This is a genomic window from Pseudotenacibaculum haliotis, from assembly GCF_042684245.1.
GTDB lineage: Bacteria > Bacteroidota > Bacteroidia > Flavobacteriales > Flavobacteriaceae > Polaribacter > Polaribacter haliotis_A.
The window spans coordinates 460,834-478,072 of the sequence record NZ_JBHULH010000001.1 but is presented as its reverse complement, the minus strand read 5'-3'; the positions used below and the strand labels follow the sequence as shown (position 1 = coordinate 478,072).

At 34.7% G+C, this 17,239-nt stretch carries 14 protein-coding genes; 3 read left to right on the top strand and 11 right to left on the bottom strand.

The features are described from left to right. Nucleotides 1-164 precede the first annotated feature (164 nt). The 4 genes from ACFSRZ_RS02320 to ACFSRZ_RS02305 form a co-directional block, all read right to left on the bottom strand. Nucleotides 165-932, bottom strand: a complete 768-nt coding sequence (locus ACFSRZ_RS02320) for a hypothetical protein (protein ID WP_379664909.1) — start codon at nucleotides 930-932, stop codon at nucleotides 165-167. Continuing rightward, nucleotides 932-2,266, bottom strand: a complete 1,335-nt coding sequence (locus ACFSRZ_RS02315; RefSeq protein WP_379664908.1) for a M28 family peptidase — start codon at nucleotides 2,264-2,266, stop codon at nucleotides 932-934. Before ACFSRZ_RS02315 ends, ACFSRZ_RS02320 begins: the two co-directional genes overlap by 1 nt. 1 nt (nucleotide 2,267) lies before the next feature. Beyond that, on the bottom strand, nucleotides 2,268-3,608 hold the full coding sequence (locus tag ACFSRZ_RS02310; RefSeq protein ID WP_379664907.1) for a hypothetical protein: 1,341 nt from the start codon (nucleotides 3,606-3,608) through the stop codon (nucleotides 2,268-2,270). Nucleotides 3,609-3,694: 86 nt separating this feature from the next. After that, nucleotides 3,695-4,048: a DUF6249 domain-containing protein gene (locus tag ACFSRZ_RS02305; protein WP_379664906.1), complete on the bottom strand. Its 354-nt coding sequence runs from the start codon at nucleotides 4,046-4,048 to the stop codon at nucleotides 3,695-3,697. Nucleotides 4,049-4,185: 137 nt separating this feature from the next. Between ACFSRZ_RS02305 and ACFSRZ_RS02300 the strand changes: the two genes are divergently transcribed. Further along, nucleotides 4,186-4,770 carry an RNA polymerase sigma factor gene (locus tag ACFSRZ_RS02300; RefSeq protein WP_379664905.1) on the top strand — a complete coding sequence of 195 codons (585 nt, stop codon included), beginning with the start codon at nucleotides 4,186-4,188 and terminating at the stop codon, nucleotides 4,768-4,770. Further along, nucleotides 4,757-5,167: a hypothetical protein gene (locus ACFSRZ_RS02295; protein ID WP_379664904.1), complete on the top strand. Its 411-nt coding sequence runs from the start codon at nucleotides 4,757-4,759 to the stop codon at nucleotides 5,165-5,167. Before ACFSRZ_RS02300 ends, ACFSRZ_RS02295 begins: the two co-directional genes overlap by 14 nt. On the opposite strand, the gene ACFSRZ_RS02290 is transcribed toward ACFSRZ_RS02295, so the two are convergent. From ACFSRZ_RS02290 to ACFSRZ_RS02270, 5 genes are all read right to left on the bottom strand, one after another. Beyond that, nucleotides 5,162-6,340, bottom strand: a complete 1,179-nt coding sequence (locus ACFSRZ_RS02290) for a nuclear transport factor 2 family protein (protein WP_379664903.1) — start codon at nucleotides 6,338-6,340, stop codon at nucleotides 5,162-5,164. The genes ACFSRZ_RS02295 and ACFSRZ_RS02290 overlap by 6 nt on opposite strands. 15 nt (nucleotides 6,341-6,355) lie before the next feature. Further along, complete coding sequence (locus ACFSRZ_RS02285) at nucleotides 6,356-6,979, bottom strand: TMEM175 family protein (RefSeq protein WP_379664902.1); 624 nt, start codon at nucleotides 6,977-6,979, stop codon at nucleotides 6,356-6,358. An 86-nt stretch (nucleotides 6,980-7,065) separates the two neighbouring features. Continuing rightward, nucleotides 7,066-8,721 carry a serine hydrolase gene (locus ACFSRZ_RS02280; protein ID WP_379664901.1) on the bottom strand — a complete coding sequence of 552 codons (1,656 nt, stop codon included), beginning with the start codon at nucleotides 8,719-8,721 and terminating at the stop codon, nucleotides 7,066-7,068. Between the two features lie 158 nt (nucleotides 8,722-8,879). Further along, nucleotides 8,880-10,766 carry a molecular chaperone HtpG gene (gene htpG / locus ACFSRZ_RS02275; protein WP_379664900.1) on the bottom strand — a complete coding sequence of 629 codons (1,887 nt, stop codon included), beginning with the start codon at nucleotides 10,764-10,766 and terminating at the stop codon, nucleotides 8,880-8,882. A 281-nt stretch (nucleotides 10,767-11,047) separates the two neighbouring features. Beyond that, nucleotides 11,048-12,436, bottom strand: a complete 1,389-nt coding sequence (locus ACFSRZ_RS02270) for a Gfo/Idh/MocA family protein (protein ID WP_379664899.1) — start codon at nucleotides 12,434-12,436, stop codon at nucleotides 11,048-11,050. Between the two features lie 115 nt (nucleotides 12,437-12,551). Between ACFSRZ_RS02270 and ACFSRZ_RS02265 the strand changes: the two genes are divergently transcribed. Next, nucleotides 12,552-13,559, top strand: a complete 1,008-nt coding sequence (locus ACFSRZ_RS02265) for a 3-oxoacyl-ACP synthase III family protein (protein ID WP_379664898.1) — start codon at nucleotides 12,552-12,554, stop codon at nucleotides 13,557-13,559. Between the two features lie 96 nt (nucleotides 13,560-13,655). Here ACFSRZ_RS02265 and ACFSRZ_RS02260 read toward each other — a convergent pair whose 3' ends face one another. Both ACFSRZ_RS02260 and ACFSRZ_RS02255 read right to left on the bottom strand, forming a co-directional pair. Then, nucleotides 13,656-14,420, bottom strand: a complete 765-nt coding sequence (locus ACFSRZ_RS02260; protein ID WP_379664897.1) for a hypothetical protein — start codon at nucleotides 14,418-14,420, stop codon at nucleotides 13,656-13,658. 391 nt (nucleotides 14,421-14,811) lie between these two features. Continuing rightward, the gene (locus ACFSRZ_RS02255; protein ID WP_379664896.1) at nucleotides 14,812-17,214 is read right to left on the bottom strand and encodes a TonB-dependent receptor domain-containing protein; all 2,403 of its coding nucleotides are present in this window, start codon (nucleotides 17,212-17,214) and stop codon (nucleotides 14,812-14,814) included. Nucleotides 17,215-17,239 lie beyond the last annotated feature (25 nt).

The window sequence follows — 17,239 nt, the reverse complement described above, 5'->3', positions numbered from 1 at the left end:
TTATTTTGTTTAACAAATATAATAAAAAGTTAAACAAAGTAATTATTTAAGAAATGTTAAATCCTGATATCATGTGTGTTAAATATAAAATTGATAGTGTTTAACTAAACATCCTTTACCAATTTTGATAAAGGATGTGTGAATGTTTTGATATGTTTTTTTGACTATTCGGAAACTTGAATCTTGTCTAAAAAAGGTTTCATCTCCAAAAGTTTGATGTCATCTCTCAAGCGAAGTTCTTTTAAAAACCATCCTTTGTGACCGGCACCATAAGTAATTAAGATTCGTTTTCCTTGGTTCTTATATTTCTGTAAAGCCTTTTCAATATTCCAATAATGGGCAATGTTGATATTGTCCCATCCTCCCAATCCTAGTTCTACATTGAACAGACGATTGTAGACTTGCAGTCTGATATTGTAAATGCTGTCATAGGTGTTGGTATGAATAAAATATGGATCGTTTCTATTCCCCGTGGCTCTCATAATAGAATCAGACCTCCTGTTAGCATTCAAGTATTCCTGCCAGTCTTTTGTTCGCGAAGAATCTCTACTGATAGCTCTTAATTTGCGTTGACGTTCTTGTGCCATAGGAAGTGTCCATCCGGCAGTAGGAATGATCTCAAAATTCATGGTTTTGCTTAGAGGGAAAATCACATCTTTGTATTCGGGAAACCGAATTACACGAGGTTCAGAAATGCTATCATCTCTTTTAAAACCTTCTACAGCCTCTTGAAAACGATCCGGAGGAATTTCGGTAAGAATGACATCAGGATCTATTTCCTTGATGAGTTTAGTAAGTACATCAAGATCAAACTCTTCTTGTGTATAATGTCCACCATGAATGGTTCCCAGAACCAACACTTCGTTCTGGGTTTTCTCTTTGCAGCCTGTAAGAACAAAGCATATGCAAAGAACTTTAACTAAAAACTTCATTATCGGTTTCTAATGATTCCAGAAGGAAAGGTAACAATACTTTCATGCCCATTAGAGCCTACTGCAGATACTCCAAAGAAGAAATTATCAATAACAATTCCTTTCAACGTAAACTCAGTTACATCTTCAACATATTGATAGTTATCCCAAGTAGGAGAGGTGGTATCTCTCCAGTAGATCTTATATCCTTTTGCTCCTTTTACTTTGTCCCATTTCAGCTTGGCAGATGCTTGAACAATTCCACCAATTTGAACATTCTTAGGTGATGGTGGTGCCCAAGCAATACTTGCTAAGTTAATTGCATTAACGGCAGTTAACTTTTTGGCATAATCGAAGTTTACAAACTTGATCTTGTCACCGTACTCAATTCCATTTTCAGTTCGTATGTCTTGATGCTGTTGCGTATAATTTTCGTGAGCTTCCATGATACGAATTCCTGCAAATCCAACATCGTTAAATGGTCTGTGATGTCCACCGCGTCCAAAACGATCTAAACGATAGATCATTTTAGGATTCATTTCCGGCATATAGGTTTTTGTAGTTTTATGAATATATCGAGCCAATTGTCTGGAAATTCCATCTACTTCACCTCCGTAAAAACGTCTGGATCTTCTTTGTCTTTCAGATTCTGTTGAAGGAACCGGTTCTGAGAAAATTCTGAAGGTACGATTGTCAATCACTCCATCTACACCTTTGATATTTCCGATCATATCATTGTTCATGATCCCAATAATGTTCCAACCTTTTTCTTTGGCATAAGCCGCCAAACCACGACCTCCATACAATCCTTGTTCTTCTCCGGAAAGTCCTACATAGATAATACTGTTCTCAAACTTGTATTTAGATAGAACTCTGGCAGCTTCAATAGCTCCTGCCATTCCTGAGGCATTGTCGTTTGCTCCCGGTGAATCAGAAGTAAAGTCATTAGCATTGGAAACACGAGAATCGATGTCTCCACTCATAATAATGAAGTTGTTAGGGTTTTTTGTTCCTTTTTGAATGGCTACAACATTTACAACCATAACGTCTCTTACAATTCGTCTTCCATCTTTTTTAACAAGGTCTTTTTGATAGAAAACATCTAAGCAGCTATTACACTCTTTAGAGATCTTGTCAAACTCAGATTTGATCCATCTTCTGGCAGCACCAATACCTCTAGTATTAGAAACGGTATCACTCAAAGTGTGTCGAGTTCCAAAATTTGCAAGTTTGGTAATATCATTTTTTATTCTTTCGGCACTTACATTATTGATGATATCATAGATTCGAGTATCGGTTTGTGCTTGAGCTATTCCAAATGAAAGAAAGGCTATAAGAAGTATATATTGTTTCATGTTAGTTTGTTTTAAAGTTCCAAAACGGAATTTGTACCAGTATAAAATTAACGGTATCCTTTTTTCTAATGGTTTTTCTCGTAATTTTTAACAGATGTTTTCCCTCTGTTAAATTTTTGATATTCACATAGGTTTCAAAACCTAGTTTTTTGTTTTTGTTGGTGGTAGCTAAAAATTCGACATCATATTTTTTATCGTCGATATAGACAGAATGTACTTCATTATAGGTTTTGTAATACTCTCTTCTAAGACTGTCTCTTTTTTGAATATCCTTTCGAGTGAAATTATTTCCGGTGATGGTAATCTCAGATTGATACCCTCTAATATCTTTATAAGGTTTTAGACCTTCATTAAACGCAAACAGACGCTTTTCAACGTTTTCATTAAAGATCATAAACACTTTTACATAGGGGTCTGTAATAATTTTTGATTGTATGGTAGCAATCTTAATAAACGTTTTATTTTCTTCTAAAAGATCTTCATAGTTATTGGGGTTGGCATAGTTTTTTGAGGAAGACCTATCTATAGATAGGTAATTGGATTCTCTATAATAATAGGTTGAAAAGAATAGAATGATCATATATCCCGGAACCAAGATCAAACTGATTCTTCTACCAAAACGATTGTCTAGAAAATTATAGACCAATGGCCTGTATAAGAACGAAAGAGTAACATAACTAAATATCTTATATAGCGGAAAATAGAATCGTGCTAGCCACTTTTTCTTCTTTAAAAAGCCCTGAGTGATAAAATCGATGAATGTTAATAAAGCCCCAAATAAGATAAATAGTATGATAATAGCTCCTGTAATCGAAGCTACAACATTAAGCGTTCCGCCTAGTTCATTGTCGAGAAAGACAAATACCGTTAATAAAATTGCAACGATAAAGGCTAAGCTTGCAATAAAATAGAAAATGAGCAGAAAGGAAATAGCAAATAAAATACTACAGTAATTCTCTAAAGTAGCGATATACCGATCAAAAGACCCTATTTTCTTACTGAGAAATTTAGTGAATTTCGGTGCGTATTTTAGCTCGTCATAATCTATATCGCCGGAAACATATCTTAGCCCCAATGCGCCAATCCATAATCCTCTCAAGATAACATGAACCATCAAATTAGAGATCAAAATCCAACAACATACTTTTGCTGCAAACCAAAAAAGAACAAAATAGATATTGCTATCGTAATTTGCAGTTTCTAGTTTGACTTGTATAGGGTCTATGGCGGCTGCCAATCCGAAGATGGCAAAACCAGAGATTAAAAGTTCTAATTGCCAGCTCTCTTGTTGGAGCTTGTCTAGCAGTTGCTTAAAGGCAGAGTTATTATGATCTTTACTCATTTTTTTCGGGAAAGCTTAAAGATAATGAGTTTATAAAAAACAAAAAAACCAGCGATTCGCTGGTTTTTTTAAAGTTTGGTTGGCTGTTATTCTTGATCTAACTTCTTTGTGAGTGTAAACCCAACAAATAAACCGGCTCCTGCCATTAAGAAAATAAGTCCAGCATACAATGCGTCTTCATAAATGCCTAATAGAGATTCTATAAGCATGGCAGAAATAACACCAATACCTACTCCCATAGACAGAACGGACAAGTTTAAAATAAGCACTTTCCAAAAGGGTGCAGGGTTTGCTTCTTTTTTTCTTCCGAAGATAGATGCATCTGCACCTTTCTCTATTAAAGCGAGTCTTTCTTTATTTCTCGTAGAGAAGAATAAATAAAAGATTCCGAAGATTGATCCAAAAATGATCAGTAATACAAATATAGCTTCTGATTCCATATACGTGTTTTTACATGTTAATTTTTCCTATTTGTTGAGTATGACAGAAATGCGAAACAAAAGGTTACAAAAAAGTACAAAATATTTTTTTCGTAAATTCTGTAACCTAAAGAAACCAAAAACAGTCATTACATATAATGACTATCAACAACGACCAACACTATATCAATAAGGTTCTCGACGGAGACACGAATTCTTTCTCTTTTTTAGTAGAAAGATATAAGGATATGGTGTTTACTTTAGCGTATAAGGTGGTGAAGAGTAGAGAAGAAGCAGAAGAAGTTTCTCAAGATAGTTTTATTAAGGCATTTCGTTCTTTAGATAAGTTTAAAGGAGACTCGAAGTTTTCTACTTGGCTGTATAAGATCGTTTATAATAATTGTATGGATTTGGTAAAGAAAAAGGCTAGGAGGTATGATACAGGAACTATTGATGAAGTTGTAGAAAACAGAATTCAAGCCACAGAAAGTACCATGCAAATGATAGAGAGAAAAGAAAGAGCAGAGTTGATGAATGCTTGTTTGGAAGAGTTGCCGGAAGATGAACGAACCATTATGTGGTTGTTTTATTACAAAGAATTGAGTTTAAAAGAATTAATTGAAGTAACTTCGTTATCAGAAGCTAATTTAAAGGTGAAGTTACATAGAACCAGAAAAAAATTATTGGCCATTGTACAAGAAAAGTTAGAACCTGAAATTATTAGTCATTATGGAAGAAAATAAAAATACACAGATCGATGCTTTCTTGAAAAAACAAATTCAAGAGATGCCTTTAGAATCTCCTTCTAAAGATTTTACTAGTAACTTGATGAGTGTTTTGGAAGAAGAAACTTCGCAATCCACACAATATGTACCGCTAATATCCAAGAAAATATGGATAGGTATTGCTGCATTGATAGCTGCTATCTTTTTTATTCCTTTCCAAGAGCAAGAAGGAAGTCTTATGGATAAAGTTCCTCTAGACTTGTCATTTCTAGATTCAATAAAGATGCCTACGTTAGAAGGGTTTACAATATCTTCTGTAGCATTGTATGCAATCTTCTTTTTTACTCTAATGATCTTTGCTCAGATCTTTTACATCAAAGGATATTTTAATAAGAGAGAATCAGGGCTTTTATAAGAAAGTAACTGCAACAATTTTTCCGTTTCTTACTTCGTAAATGGCAACAGCATCTCTTTTTCTTCCGTTAGCTGTAACCAACTCTTCATCGATCACATAATTTCCGTTTTCGATTCGTTTAACTATTTTACAGTTTAGGTCTTTTGTATTCTTAAAGAAAGCCGCATATTTTTTTCTCATTTCCTTTCTTCCTTGATATTGCAACTTGTTAGGATAACTGTACACTTTTACATTTTCGTCAAATACATTTACAAAAGCATCAATATCTCTCTTGTTGTATGCTTCTAATTGTTTTTGAACAACAAAGCGAGGCGATTCTTCTCCTACTATAGAAATCATAGACCCGTCTGAATTTACTAAGATTCTAGAAATGTTTTGGATCTCACTATCATCAATGGTGTAAAATACTTGCCAGTTCTTATCTTTTTTAGGATCGAACCTAAGAATCTGATTCTTTTTTGCTTGCAAAATACTTCCGTCAGGCAACCAACAAATGTCCTCATATTTTCCATCCAAATCAGTAACCTTGGCCGTGCGCATATTAGCAACGTCTAAAGAGCGAATCTCCCAAACCTCTCCTTTTTTACTTACATAGCTAACTTTAGAAGTGTTTGGAATTCTATGGATTGAACGCCCAATATTTTTTTGAATGGTAAAGTTTGTTTTGTACTTTAAATCGCTGATTACTAAGTCTAATCCGCCTTTCCCTATCACAGATGAAACCACAATTTTATCATTATACCAGAAAGGATAAGCTACTTTTAAGCTTCGTATCAATTCTTTAGGTTTTCCAGTTTCAATGTCGTATTCGTAAAAACGTTGCAAACCGGAATCATCCAAACGTACAGCAGAAACATTCTTGGAGTTTGGAATACGCTGCGGAGAATATTCGCCGCCTTTAGGAGTAGAATTGATAAAAACTTTTTTACCGGTTTTGATATCATACATTACAATGTCTGTTTGCCCCCCTCTAGAAGAAGAAAATAAGATGGTATTATCATCGTAGAAATGAGGCTGACTGTCGTACCCTTTGTTTTGAGATAAGTTCTTTTTATTTGTTAGTTGGTACCCTTTGTCTGTTTTCTCAATATTGAATAGATAGACTTCTGTATTGCTTTGTGCTAAAATAGAAATGCTTACGAAAGTTAATGCGAGGGAGAGAAACTTTTTCATTTGCTGAATATATATTTAATCTAGTGAATATTTCTTTTGAAATTTGATAGAATGCCAATAACATAAAGGGCCTAAAATACCATAAAAGAATCCCGGAAATCCGTATTGTAATCCTATATGGAACTTTGCTAAAATAGCAGAGGTTAGTCCAACGAGTACGAAAATAGAAAAATGCCTTGTATAGAAATACAACCACATCGAATTTTTTACCTTTTTGTCTTTTTTATAAGCTCTGTAGTACATCAAAGCAAAACAAACAAAGATCAATGCAAATCCAATACTATATACCTGAAAGAGTTGCGAGAATTCTTCCACACTCATCTTTGCTCTTTTCAGTAGAGAATCTAAAAGGGATTTTACAGGGAAAATATAGAACAGAACTGTAAATAATAAGACCATATTGAATGTGATGATCCAGTTGTCTACGTATTTTGTTCGTCTAAAAAAATTGTAATGTAACTTCCATAGAGCCATCATGATAAAAAAACTGGCACCAAAGGAAATAAAATTGGGAATTTCATCTTTGAAAGATATAAATTCGGTAGATGTACCTACTTCTACAACCATTAAAGTGGCTGCAAAAGCGAACACACCATCACTTAAAGCTTCAAGTCTGTTTTTTGAGTGAGAAAACAACATGTTTTCATTTAGTTAGCTGTTTCTAAAGGTACTAAAAAACCTCCTTGCTTTCACAAAGAGGTTTTCTTAAGACTTGGTATTTATAATTACTTAACTTTTTTTCCGGGAATCTGTTGTCCGTTTTGATGTAACGTTAGGCTAATTACTTTCCCTTCTTCATCTTTGTTGAAGATGATCTCTGCTTTAACCACTTTTAAGAAGAAAGCATTTTTTGAGTAAGGGAATAGCTGCACTTCTGGTTGATTGGTGGCAACACCAAAGATATTTCCTTCTCTTACGCTAATTTGAATTGAAAAAGTTGGAGCCAGTTCATAAGTTCCAACATATTGCTGTAGCTCTTCAGCAGGCAATGTAATTTCTTTCTTTTCTGCAGGAGCAGCTTTGTCGATTTCTTTACCTAAGCGTTTTTCACCATTAACAATCATGGTTGCCTCTTTCTTATTTCCTTGCATTGCAAAGCTGTATGAAGTTGTGCTTCCGTCAAACACAAATGTATTTTCCGACGTTGGAAAAATTTCTAATTTATCACTTCCTTCACGTTGGCTATATATTTTTCCGTTACTTACAGTTATATGACGAATGATATTCTCTTCATATTGATACGCCCCAACCCATTTTTTTAATTGAGTTTCATTAAGTGTGACAGCGTCTTTTTTGTTGAAAAAAGGTTTTCCAATCGCAGTAGCTGCTACTTTATTTACAATTTGTACTGCACTAGAGCAGTCGCAGTTTACCAACCCAATTACATAGATATCTTCTTTTGGAAAGTAAATTCCATTGGTGCTGTAACCGAAAATTCCACCAGAATGTTCAATAGTTGGAGAACCATTTAAATCTCCCGCAATAAAACCATATCCGTAGCTAATTTTTTTACCATTGTTAAGTGAAGACCCGTTAATTGCTTTTTCTAAAGTAGAGCGTTTTACCAATTGGTTTGCACTTAATGCATTCTGCCATTTTAACAAATCGCCTACCGTAGACATGATGGATCCGGCAGCATAGGGTAGCGTTAAGCTCAAATAATCTGCATTTACATAATTATCTCCTCGTTTCGAATATCCACTAGCTCTATTTGGAATAATTTTACTCATGCTTCCGTAATAAGACGAGGTCATTCCTACAGGTTTAAAAATATTTTTTTCGATAAACTCTGCATAGCTGGTTTTACTAACTACTTCTATAATATGTCCTAAGAGAATGTATCCAGAGTTGTTGTATCTGTACTGCTCTCCCGGATCAAAATCCATAGGCTCATTTTTAAATACATCAATCAGTTCGGTAGGAGTCATATCTTTTCTAGCTAAAGCTCTAAAGCTTGGCATAGAGGTATAACTTTTAATTCCTGAGGTATGATTTAATAAATGATGAATTGTGATTGTTTTTCCGTTTGTAGGGTAATCAGGAATGTACTTGGTGATATTGTCAGTCACATTTAACTTTCCTTGCTCTTGCAGCATTAAAATTGAAATAGCAGTAAACTGTTTTGTGATAGATCCAATTTCAAATACACTATTGGAATTTAACGGAACATTCAGTTCCAAATTTGCCAATCCGCTGGTATTAGTGTAGATCGTTTTTCCGTTTTTAGCAATCAAAATAGATACTCCCGGAGCATCTTTTGGGTAAGCTTCTGTAATTAAAGCATCAACATCAGATTTTAAGTTCTGTGCAATGATGTTATTGATAAGTAAAAAGAAAAAAGAAAAATAGATTAGGGTTTTTGATGGTGTTTTGAGTTTCATAGTGTTGGTTTTGTTGATTGTAGCGTTTAATGCTTATTCGACGACTTTCTATTAGATTAGTTACAGACTTCGTGATTTTATGACACAAAAAAACCTCCTTGTAAAAACAAGAAGGTTTCGAAATATATAAATTGTGTCACGATTCGGACACGACTGTACTATTTAATAAGGTCGTAGCTACGTTTGATAAAGTTGGTCAACTCTTCACCGTGCAATAGATTTTGAGATAGCTTTGCTAAATCAAAAGATTGTTTGATCAAACGGTTACGTTTTTTCTCTGTCTTAGTATTCAATATCTCACTTACCAATGGGTGATTGGTGTTTACAACAAGATTGTACATCTCAGGTAAATTACCCATACCCATCATTCCACCACCACCTGTAGCGCTCATTTCTTTCATTCTACGCATAAATTCAGGAACAGTGATCAAGAAAGGAGAAGCATCAGAATCCATAGCTTCTAATTGAACAGTATATGTTTCTTTTGGTACATTCTCTTCAATCATTGGCTTTAATTGCTCTTTTTCCTCATCAGATAATTTAGAGATTACCGTATCGTCCTTTTTGATCAAGTTATCGATATGATCAGCATCTACACGAGTAAACTTCACTTTTTCTTCTGTAGTTTCTAATTTTTGCATCAAATGAGAAACAATAGGAGAGTCTAATAACAATACTTCATATCCTTTTGCTTTTGCGTCTTGGATATAGCTGTGTTGTGCATCTTTGTTTGCAGCGTATAAGATGATATGATTTCCATCTTTATCTGTTTGCGCATCTTTAGTCTTTTCTTTTAATTCTTCAAATGTGTAGAATTTGTCTTCTACAGAAGGATACAAAGCAAATTTCTTAGCCTTGTCAAAGAATTTTTCTTCAGATAGCATACCATACTCGATAATTACTTTGATATCGTTCCATTTCGCTTCAAAATCTTCTCTGTTGTTTTTAAATAAAGAGCTTAGCTTGTCTGCAACTTTCTTGGTAATATATCCGGAGATCTTCTTAACAGCTCCATCAGCTTGTAAGTATGATCTGGAAACATTCAACGGAATATCCGGTGAATCAATCACACCTTTAAGCATTTGTAAGAAATCAGGAACAATTCCTTCAACATTATCCGTTACAAAAACCTGATTTTGGTACAATTGAATTTTATCCTTTTGCATGTCTAAGTTCTGACTCAACTTAGGGAAGTATAAAATTCCGGTTAAATTAAAAGGATAGTCTACATTTAAGTGAATGTGGAATAAAGATTCCTCAAATTGCATTGGATACAATTCTCTGTAGAAGTTTTTGTAATCTTCATCTTCTAGATCTGAAGGTTTCTTAGTCCATGCAGGATTTGTATTGTTAATGATATTGTCAACAGTTACTTTTTCTGGAGTTGCATCTTCTGCAGCATCTTCAGGAAGAGGTAAGCTTTCTTCTTTTGTTCCGAATTTGATCGGGATTTGATTGAAACGGTTGTATTTGGTTAATAAACCTGTGATCTTATGATCTTCTAAGAACTCTTTAGAATCTTCAGCAATGTGCAAAACGATTTCAGTACCTCTGTCAGATTTATCGTGTTCTACTAAGGTATACTCAGGAGAACCATCACAAGTCCAGTGAGCTGCTTTTTCGTCTTTAAAAGATTTGGTAATGATCTCTACTTTATCAGCAACCATAAAGGCAGAGTAGAAACCAAGCCCAAAGTGTCCAATTACACCGGTTTCGTTCTTGTCGTCTTTGTATTTTTCTAGAAATTCTTCAGCTCCGGAAAAGGCAATTTGATTGATGTATTTCTCTACTTCCTCTGCCGTCATTCCCAACCCTTGATCAATAATGTGTAAGGTATTGGTGTCTTTATTGATCTTTATTTCAATTTGTGGGTTCCCATATTCTACTTTAGCTTCTCCAATAGAGATCAGGTGCTTCAACTTTGTAGTAGCATCTGTAGCATTAGAGATTAGCTCACGTAAAAAGATCTCATGATCTGAATACAGAAACTTTTTGATTAATGGAAAGATATTTTCTACCGATACATTAATATTTCCTTTGCTCATAATTTGTCTTATTTTGATATTCAATTTTCTTCTACATCAATAGTCAAAAAAAATACCAAAACAAAGATTGTGACAAGATGACAGATGTCAATCTGCTAATGAGATAATGAATTACTGTAGCAATGTTTTAATTTAAAAACTTAAAGATGCCAATAACCTTCTTTGATCCCGGAGTCTTGTGTCTTAGAGCCTCAACTCAATAAATGAATTAATGTAGTAATGATGAAACTAAAGAAAAAGAATTATCTCATTACTACATTATCATTTTCATTCATTGATCTTTAAATATCTCTGAGCATTTCTGTAGGTCGTTTTGTTTTCCAAGTTCCTCCGGTAAAATCAGGTACTTTTATAGAAGCACTATTCTGCGCTACTGATAATTCGGAAAGTGGGGTAATAGCACTCCATAAAACACTATCGTAAACATTAATATCTAAAGGTAATCCTTTGTTTAGGCACCTGATCAAACGATAGATCATAACAAAATCCATCCCGCCATGTCCTACAGCGTTATCTGAGATCTGTGTTTTTAATTTGTTCCACAAAGGGTGATCATATTTTTCTCTGTAATCTTTGTATTGTTGAGCATCTAGCCATTTGTGTCCCCACCAAGCTAACTCTTCTTCATTGATGTATAAGCGAGAAGGGTATCCTTCATGCACTGCTTTGGTTCCAACAACGGTATTTAATCGGTTGTAAGGTCTTCCGGTATGAACATCAAACTGTAACATGATACTCTTTCCTAGCTTTGTCTTGATCAAAGTAGTATTCATATCGCCACATTTAATATTGGTAAACGGACTATTGTGTTTTTTGGCAGCATCACTCAAGCTTTTTTCTCTTGAGCTCATAGATACTACGTGATCATAAGTATCTCCACGTCCAATGTCCATATACTGACTTACCGGACCTAAACCGTGTGTAGTATAAAAGTTTCCGTCTTTGTTCAGGTGGTGTTTAATACGCCATTGATCTTCGTAATATGTCTCATCCAATAAGTGTTTACGTAGATCGTGAATATAAGCTCCTTCAGCATGCGTTAAATCTCCAAATACACCTTGGTTGATCATATTCAGCACCCATAATTCTTCCCCGTTAAAACAGCAGTTCTCCATCATCATACAATGCTTCTGAGTTCTTTCAGCTGTTTCTATCAACTTCCAACAATCTTCTAAGGTGTAAGCAATAGGCACTTCACAGGCAACATGTTTTCCGTTTTCCATTCCATAGAGACACATTGGCGTATGTAATTCCCAAGGAGTTGCAATGATCAATAGATCTATATCGTCACGTTCAGCTACTTTTTTCCATTCATTTTCATTTCCTGAATAGAGTTGAGCTCCTTTGGGTTGTACTTTTTTGAGGTGTTCATTTAACTTTTCTACTTTCTTAGGTTGTAGATCAGAAATGGCTACGATTTCTGCATGATTATTCTTAACCAGCCAGTCAAACATTTGAATAAGAACGGCTCCTCTATTACCGGCACCAATAATACCTACACGTACTTTATCAATTTTGGGAGCAGTAAGGCCAAAAACACTTCCTTTTGCTGTTTTGTTTGAAAAGTTTTGAGTTTGTTCTTTTTGTTCGTCCTCACAGGAGCTAAAAGATGATATCCCTAAAAAGAGAGCGGCTTTGGCCGACAGATTTAAAAAATCTTTTCTATTCATTGTTTTGACTTTTGATGTTTGTTTTGAATTTTATTGAATTGAAATAAAAGTATAAATAATTAATAACTTTACTTATATTAGATTGTTTATAACCAAAATAAAGAGCAAATTAATTATGTATAATTCTAAAATTACAGGATTAGGTTATTTTGTGCCCGATAATGTGGTCACTAATAATGATCTAAAGCAGTGGATGGAGACGAGTGATGAATGGATTCAAGAAAGAACAGGTATTCAAGAAAGAAGATGGATAGATCCTGCTACAGGAGAAACCACTTCTACCATGGCTGTAAAAGCCTCTAAAATAGCTATAGAAAGAGCAGGTTTAACTAAAGACGATATCGACTTTATCATATTTGCAACCCTTAGCCCGGATATGTATTTTCCTGGTGGAGGAGTAAGAGTGCAAGACATGTTGGATATGCCAACAGTAGGAGCACTGGATGTAAGAAATCAATGTTCCGGTTTTATTTACTCACTTTCTATAGCAGATCAATTTGTGAAAACAGGAATGTATAAAAACATTCTGGTAATAGGTTCTGAGAACCATTCTGGTGGATTGGAACGTTCTACTCGTGGTAGAAATGTAACTGTCATTTTTGGAGATGGGGCAGGAGCTGCTGTTGTGTCAAGAAGTGAAGAAGAAGGAAAAGGAATTTTATCATCACACTTACATTCTGAAGGAAAGCATGCAAGAGAGTTGATGTTGGATGGACCTTCTACAGGGAGATGGGTGCCGGAAATCTTAGCAGAGAACAATCCTGATGATGTATCTTATTATCCATATATGAACGGGCAGTTTGTTTTTAAACATGCTGTGGTGCGTTTCTCAGAGGCTATAGTAGAAGGATTACAAGCCAATGGTTTGCAAAAAGAAGACATAGATATGTTAATTCCTCATCAGGCAAACTTGAGAATTGCTCAATTTATTCAAAAGAAGTTCCAATTAAGCGATGATAAGGTGTATAACAATATCATGAAATATGGAAATACTACTGCTGCATCTGTAATCATAGCTTTAACAGAAGCTTGGGAAAAAGGAAAGATCAATGATGGAGATTTGGTTGTCTTAGCAGCTTTTGGAAGTGGATTTACTTGGGGGAGCGTTGTGATACGATGGTAAACAAAAGAGAGAGAAGAAAGTAGAAAAGATAAAAGAGTATAATAAAAAAGCCGAAGTGAAAACTTCGGCTTTTTTATGTTTTATGTAATGAACAGATTAGTTAGAAGCTCCGTACTGTCCAATTAAGTTCTTAGTAATCGTTTTAAGGTCACATCCTGTATGCTTGATAGCAATTACTTGAGGATATAATCTTGTAGCACTGTCATAGATCTTTCCTTTTACAACTCCAATAGCTTGTAAGAAAACTTGGTTGATAGAAGAAGTAATCTCTGAGTTGATAGGAATTACAGCTGTAATCTCTTTAGATTCGATTCCTACAACTTCATATCCAACACTTCCTGAAACTTCTCCTTTTGCAGCAGCAGAACCTAAAGCTACCAAGCTGCTAATGTCGATGTTGTTTTTTAATGCATTTACATTGGCTACGATACGAAGACCTACACCAATTTTTGCATATCCAACACAACTGTCGTTTCCAGATCCTTCAACACTTTGAATAATGTATTTGTTATAATCTACAATCAACCTATACGTTCCTTTCTTTACAGATCTTCCTGAGTATAGATAAGATACAGTACCATCGGCATTGAATCGTTGAATGGTAGTCTCCATAGACTCATTCGGAATAAAATTCAATACAGATTGTTTATCCATAGACATTTGCAAAGTTGATTGTGCTTTGATTTCATTATTTGAAGTAGCGCTCACAACATCTGCTTTGATTTGGATTGGAGCGATTGGAATAAAGTCAATATAATTTTCTGCGGTTACTGCATAATTATCAGGTTTGCTGGATAGGAATTGCGCCGAAATACTAGTAGTCATAGCAACTAATAGTAGCGTAACGAGGGATCTTTTCATCTCAGTTAGTTTATTTTGGATTTTTAGAACTGTTCAAATCTAATAAAAAAACCTTAAAAACCTTCGTAAAATAAAGGAAATAATACACAGATATATTAACAAAAAAGAAAGCCGCGGGAAGCGGCTTTCATACTCAAATAAATGAAGGCAACGTTCAAAGGAATTCCGCTACCCCCATGCTTTATATAGGGTTAATGTAAAATTTCAAAATTTTAATCTTAAGGAGGGAGATGTTCTCTTTGTCTTTGTTATTGTAACAAACTTACAGCTATCTGTAATTTTTTTTACTATAAGAATTGGGCTTTAACATCTTTTTATGATAACCTTAAGAACCAGAAAAGCCGTACATCTGTACGGCTTTTCCTATTCAAATAATTTAAAATGCTGTTTCCTAGAAGAATCCGCCTCCTCCTTGTTTCTCGTTACTGTCTCTTCTTCTACGAGATTTAGCTCTGTTTTTACCACCACCAAATCTGTAGTTAAATCCTAAGAACGTAGTTCTGCTTTCCCATTGGAATCTACCATTTTGTACAAACGGTCTTTCCGAGTTGAATTGGAACTTCATACCTCTGAAGATATCATTGAATCGTAAAGAAAGAGTTCCTTTTCCTTTGAATACAGAGTAAGTTGCTCCTGCGTTTACCATCCACATTGGGTCTACTTCCCATTGGATATCTTGGTTTGCACCTCTGTACATTGCGAAAACTTGTAACCTTAACTTTTTTGTAGCTGTAATACTATTGCTTATTCTTGCATTGAAAGCTTCGTTAGTTACTTCAATTCTTGGTGCATTAGGATTGCTTAGATCGTTTGTTCCAAATTGCTTTTGAGAATAAAAATCAATACTTGAATTTGCTCTCCACCATTTGGTGATTCTAAAGTTTGCAGAAAACTCTAATCCGTATGCGTCTGTATCATCAAAGTTAGCAAATGATAAGATCTGTCTTACGTCACTTGGATCTGAAGGATCTCCATAAGTAACTCTAGAAATCACATCATTAACTTTTCTGTAGAATGTTCCAAAAGATAAAGATCCACCTTTAATTCTTCTTGTAAAATTAAGCTCAAAAGAGTTTGTAAACTGTGGTACTAAGTCAGGATTTCCAACTGAAGTAATTAACGGAGTACTCCACTCTCTAATTGGATTTACTTGCTGAATTCCAGGTCTGTCAACTCTACGGCTGTAGCTTAACTGAAATTGATTCTTTTGAGAAGGAGAGTACGTAAAGAACGCAGAAGGATATACTGTGAAGATCTTATCCGTTACAGTTTCGTTACCAACAGTTTCTCTTCTAAAAATACCTTCGATCTCATAGTTCTCTAATCTTGCACCTAACTGCATAGTTACTTTACCAAAAGAATGATTGTAGTTTACATATCCAGAGTAGATGTTTCTGTCATAATCAAAAGAAGAATTTGTGAATCCTACCTGATTTGTAATGTTTGTGTTTTCAGTTTTGTCTGCACGGTACTCAACTCCTAATTCTAATTTAGATTTGTCAGAGATTGGCTTCGTATAGTCAATATTGAATAATGTATTTGTTCTCTCGTTATCAATGTCATTGAAATAATTCAATTCACCATTGTTAGGATCTAATAAATCTTGGTTGAACAAATCTTGAGGAGCATCGTTCTTAGAGTATGTCAATTCAAACTCTAAACTATGACCTTTCTTGTCAAAATCTGTTTTATAATTTAAGTTATAAGCAGCATTTTTACTGTCAGAAGCCTGTCTGTTTGGCGAGTTGTTAACTACAACTCCACCTGCAGTAATAATAGCTGAACCGTTTGCAGTATTGTCAGACCAGTTTTGAGTAGTGTATACAGATAAAGTATTCTTATCATTTAAATAAATATCTGCTCCAATCTTTAAAAGGTTAGCTTGGTTACCATTGGTAAATACAAACTCTTGCAAGTTAACTCCAGGTCTTTCTACGAAACCAAAGTTGTAATTATCTCCACTGTTGTGTCCGTAGTTAGCAAAGAAGTTTACATCTCCTGTTTTGTAGTTCATGTTTGCAGAAGTGTTGTAACGTACATAATGACCCGCAGTAACTCCACCATCTACAGAAGCGTTGAAACCAATGTTTGCGTTCTTGTTTAAAACAATATTGATAATACCACTCATTCCTTCTGGATTGTATTTAGCAGATGGGTTGGTAATCAATTCAATACTCTTAATAGAGTTTGAAGGAATTTGTTTTAATAACTGAGCTGTAGGAATGTTTGTAGGTCTTCCGTCTACTAATACACGTACGTTAGAGTTACCACGTAGGCTTAATTGCCCTGTTTGGCTATCAACACTAACAGATTGTACATTGTTTAATAACTCAGAAGCCGTTGTTCCTGCAGAAGTAAGATCTTTTCCTACATTGATAACTTTTCTGTCTACCTTTTGTACTACTGTAGAAGTTTCTGCTCTTACAACTACTTCATCTAGTTGTGCCGAATCTTCTTTTAAAGCAATAGTACCTAAGTTTACGTTTCGTTCCTTAGATGAAATAGAAACTGAACGTGAAAAAGTTTTATATCCAATGAACTGAACTTCCACAATGCTATTCCCTTCTGGAATGTCTTTGATCCTGAATTTCCCTTTTTCGTCTGTAATTCCCCCTGTTAAAACCTTCTTAGCTGCATCTCTTACTACAATGTTTACATAAGGAAGAGGTTCTTTTGTAGCATCATCCACAACTTTTCCAGTGACAACGCCAGGTTTTGGTAGTTTGCTTTTTGCTAACTGTGCAAAGGAATTAAATGTGACAGTTAACATACATAAAAGCATTAGTTTTTTCATTTGGTTAATTTTTGAGTTCTTGTTT

Coding starts and splice junctions, on each gene's coding strand:
- ACFSRZ_RS02320 (WP_379664909.1), bottom strand. CDS start 932: ATGAAGTTTTTAGTTAAAGTTCTTTGCATATGCTTTGTTCTTACAGGC.
- ACFSRZ_RS02260 (WP_379664897.1), bottom strand. CDS start 14,420: ATGAAAAGATCCCTCGTTACGCTACTATTAGTTGCTATGACTACTAGT.
- ACFSRZ_RS02295 (WP_379664904.1), top strand. CDS start 4,757: ATGGAAGAAAATAAAAATACACAGATCGATGCTTTCTTGAAAAAACAA.
- ACFSRZ_RS02280 (WP_379664901.1), bottom strand. CDS start 8,721: ATGAAACTCAAAACACCATCAAAAACCCTAATCTATTTTTCTTTTTTC.
- ACFSRZ_RS02265 (WP_379664898.1), top strand. CDS start 12,552: ATGTATAATTCTAAAATTACAGGATTAGGTTATTTTGTGCCCGATAAT.
- ACFSRZ_RS02300 (WP_379664905.1), top strand. CDS start 4,186: ATGACTATCAACAACGACCAACACTATATCAATAAGGTTCTCGACGGA.
- ACFSRZ_RS02255 (WP_379664896.1), bottom strand. CDS start 17,214: ATGAAAAAACTAATGCTTTTATGTATGTTAACTGTCACATTTAATTCC.
- ACFSRZ_RS02315 (WP_379664908.1), bottom strand. CDS start 2,266: ATGAAACAATATATACTTCTTATAGCCTTTCTTTCATTTGGAATAGCT.
- htpG (WP_379664900.1), bottom strand. CDS start 10,766: ATGAGCAAAGGAAATATTAATGTATCGGTAGAAAATATCTTTCCATTA.
- ACFSRZ_RS02285 (WP_379664902.1), bottom strand. CDS start 6,979: ATGTTGTTTTCTCACTCAAAAAACAGACTTGAAGCTTTAAGTGATGGT.
- ACFSRZ_RS02270 (WP_379664899.1), bottom strand. CDS start 12,436: ATGAATAGAAAAGATTTTTTAAATCTGTCGGCCAAAGCCGCTCTCTTT.
- ACFSRZ_RS02290 (WP_379664903.1), bottom strand. CDS start 6,340: ATGAAAAAGTTTCTCTCCCTCGCATTAACTTTCGTAAGCATTTCTATT.
- ACFSRZ_RS02310 (WP_379664907.1), bottom strand. CDS start 3,608: ATGAGTAAAGATCATAATAACTCTGCCTTTAAGCAACTGCTAGACAAG.
- ACFSRZ_RS02305 (WP_379664906.1), bottom strand. CDS start 4,048: ATGGAATCAGAAGCTATATTTGTATTACTGATCATTTTTGGATCAATC.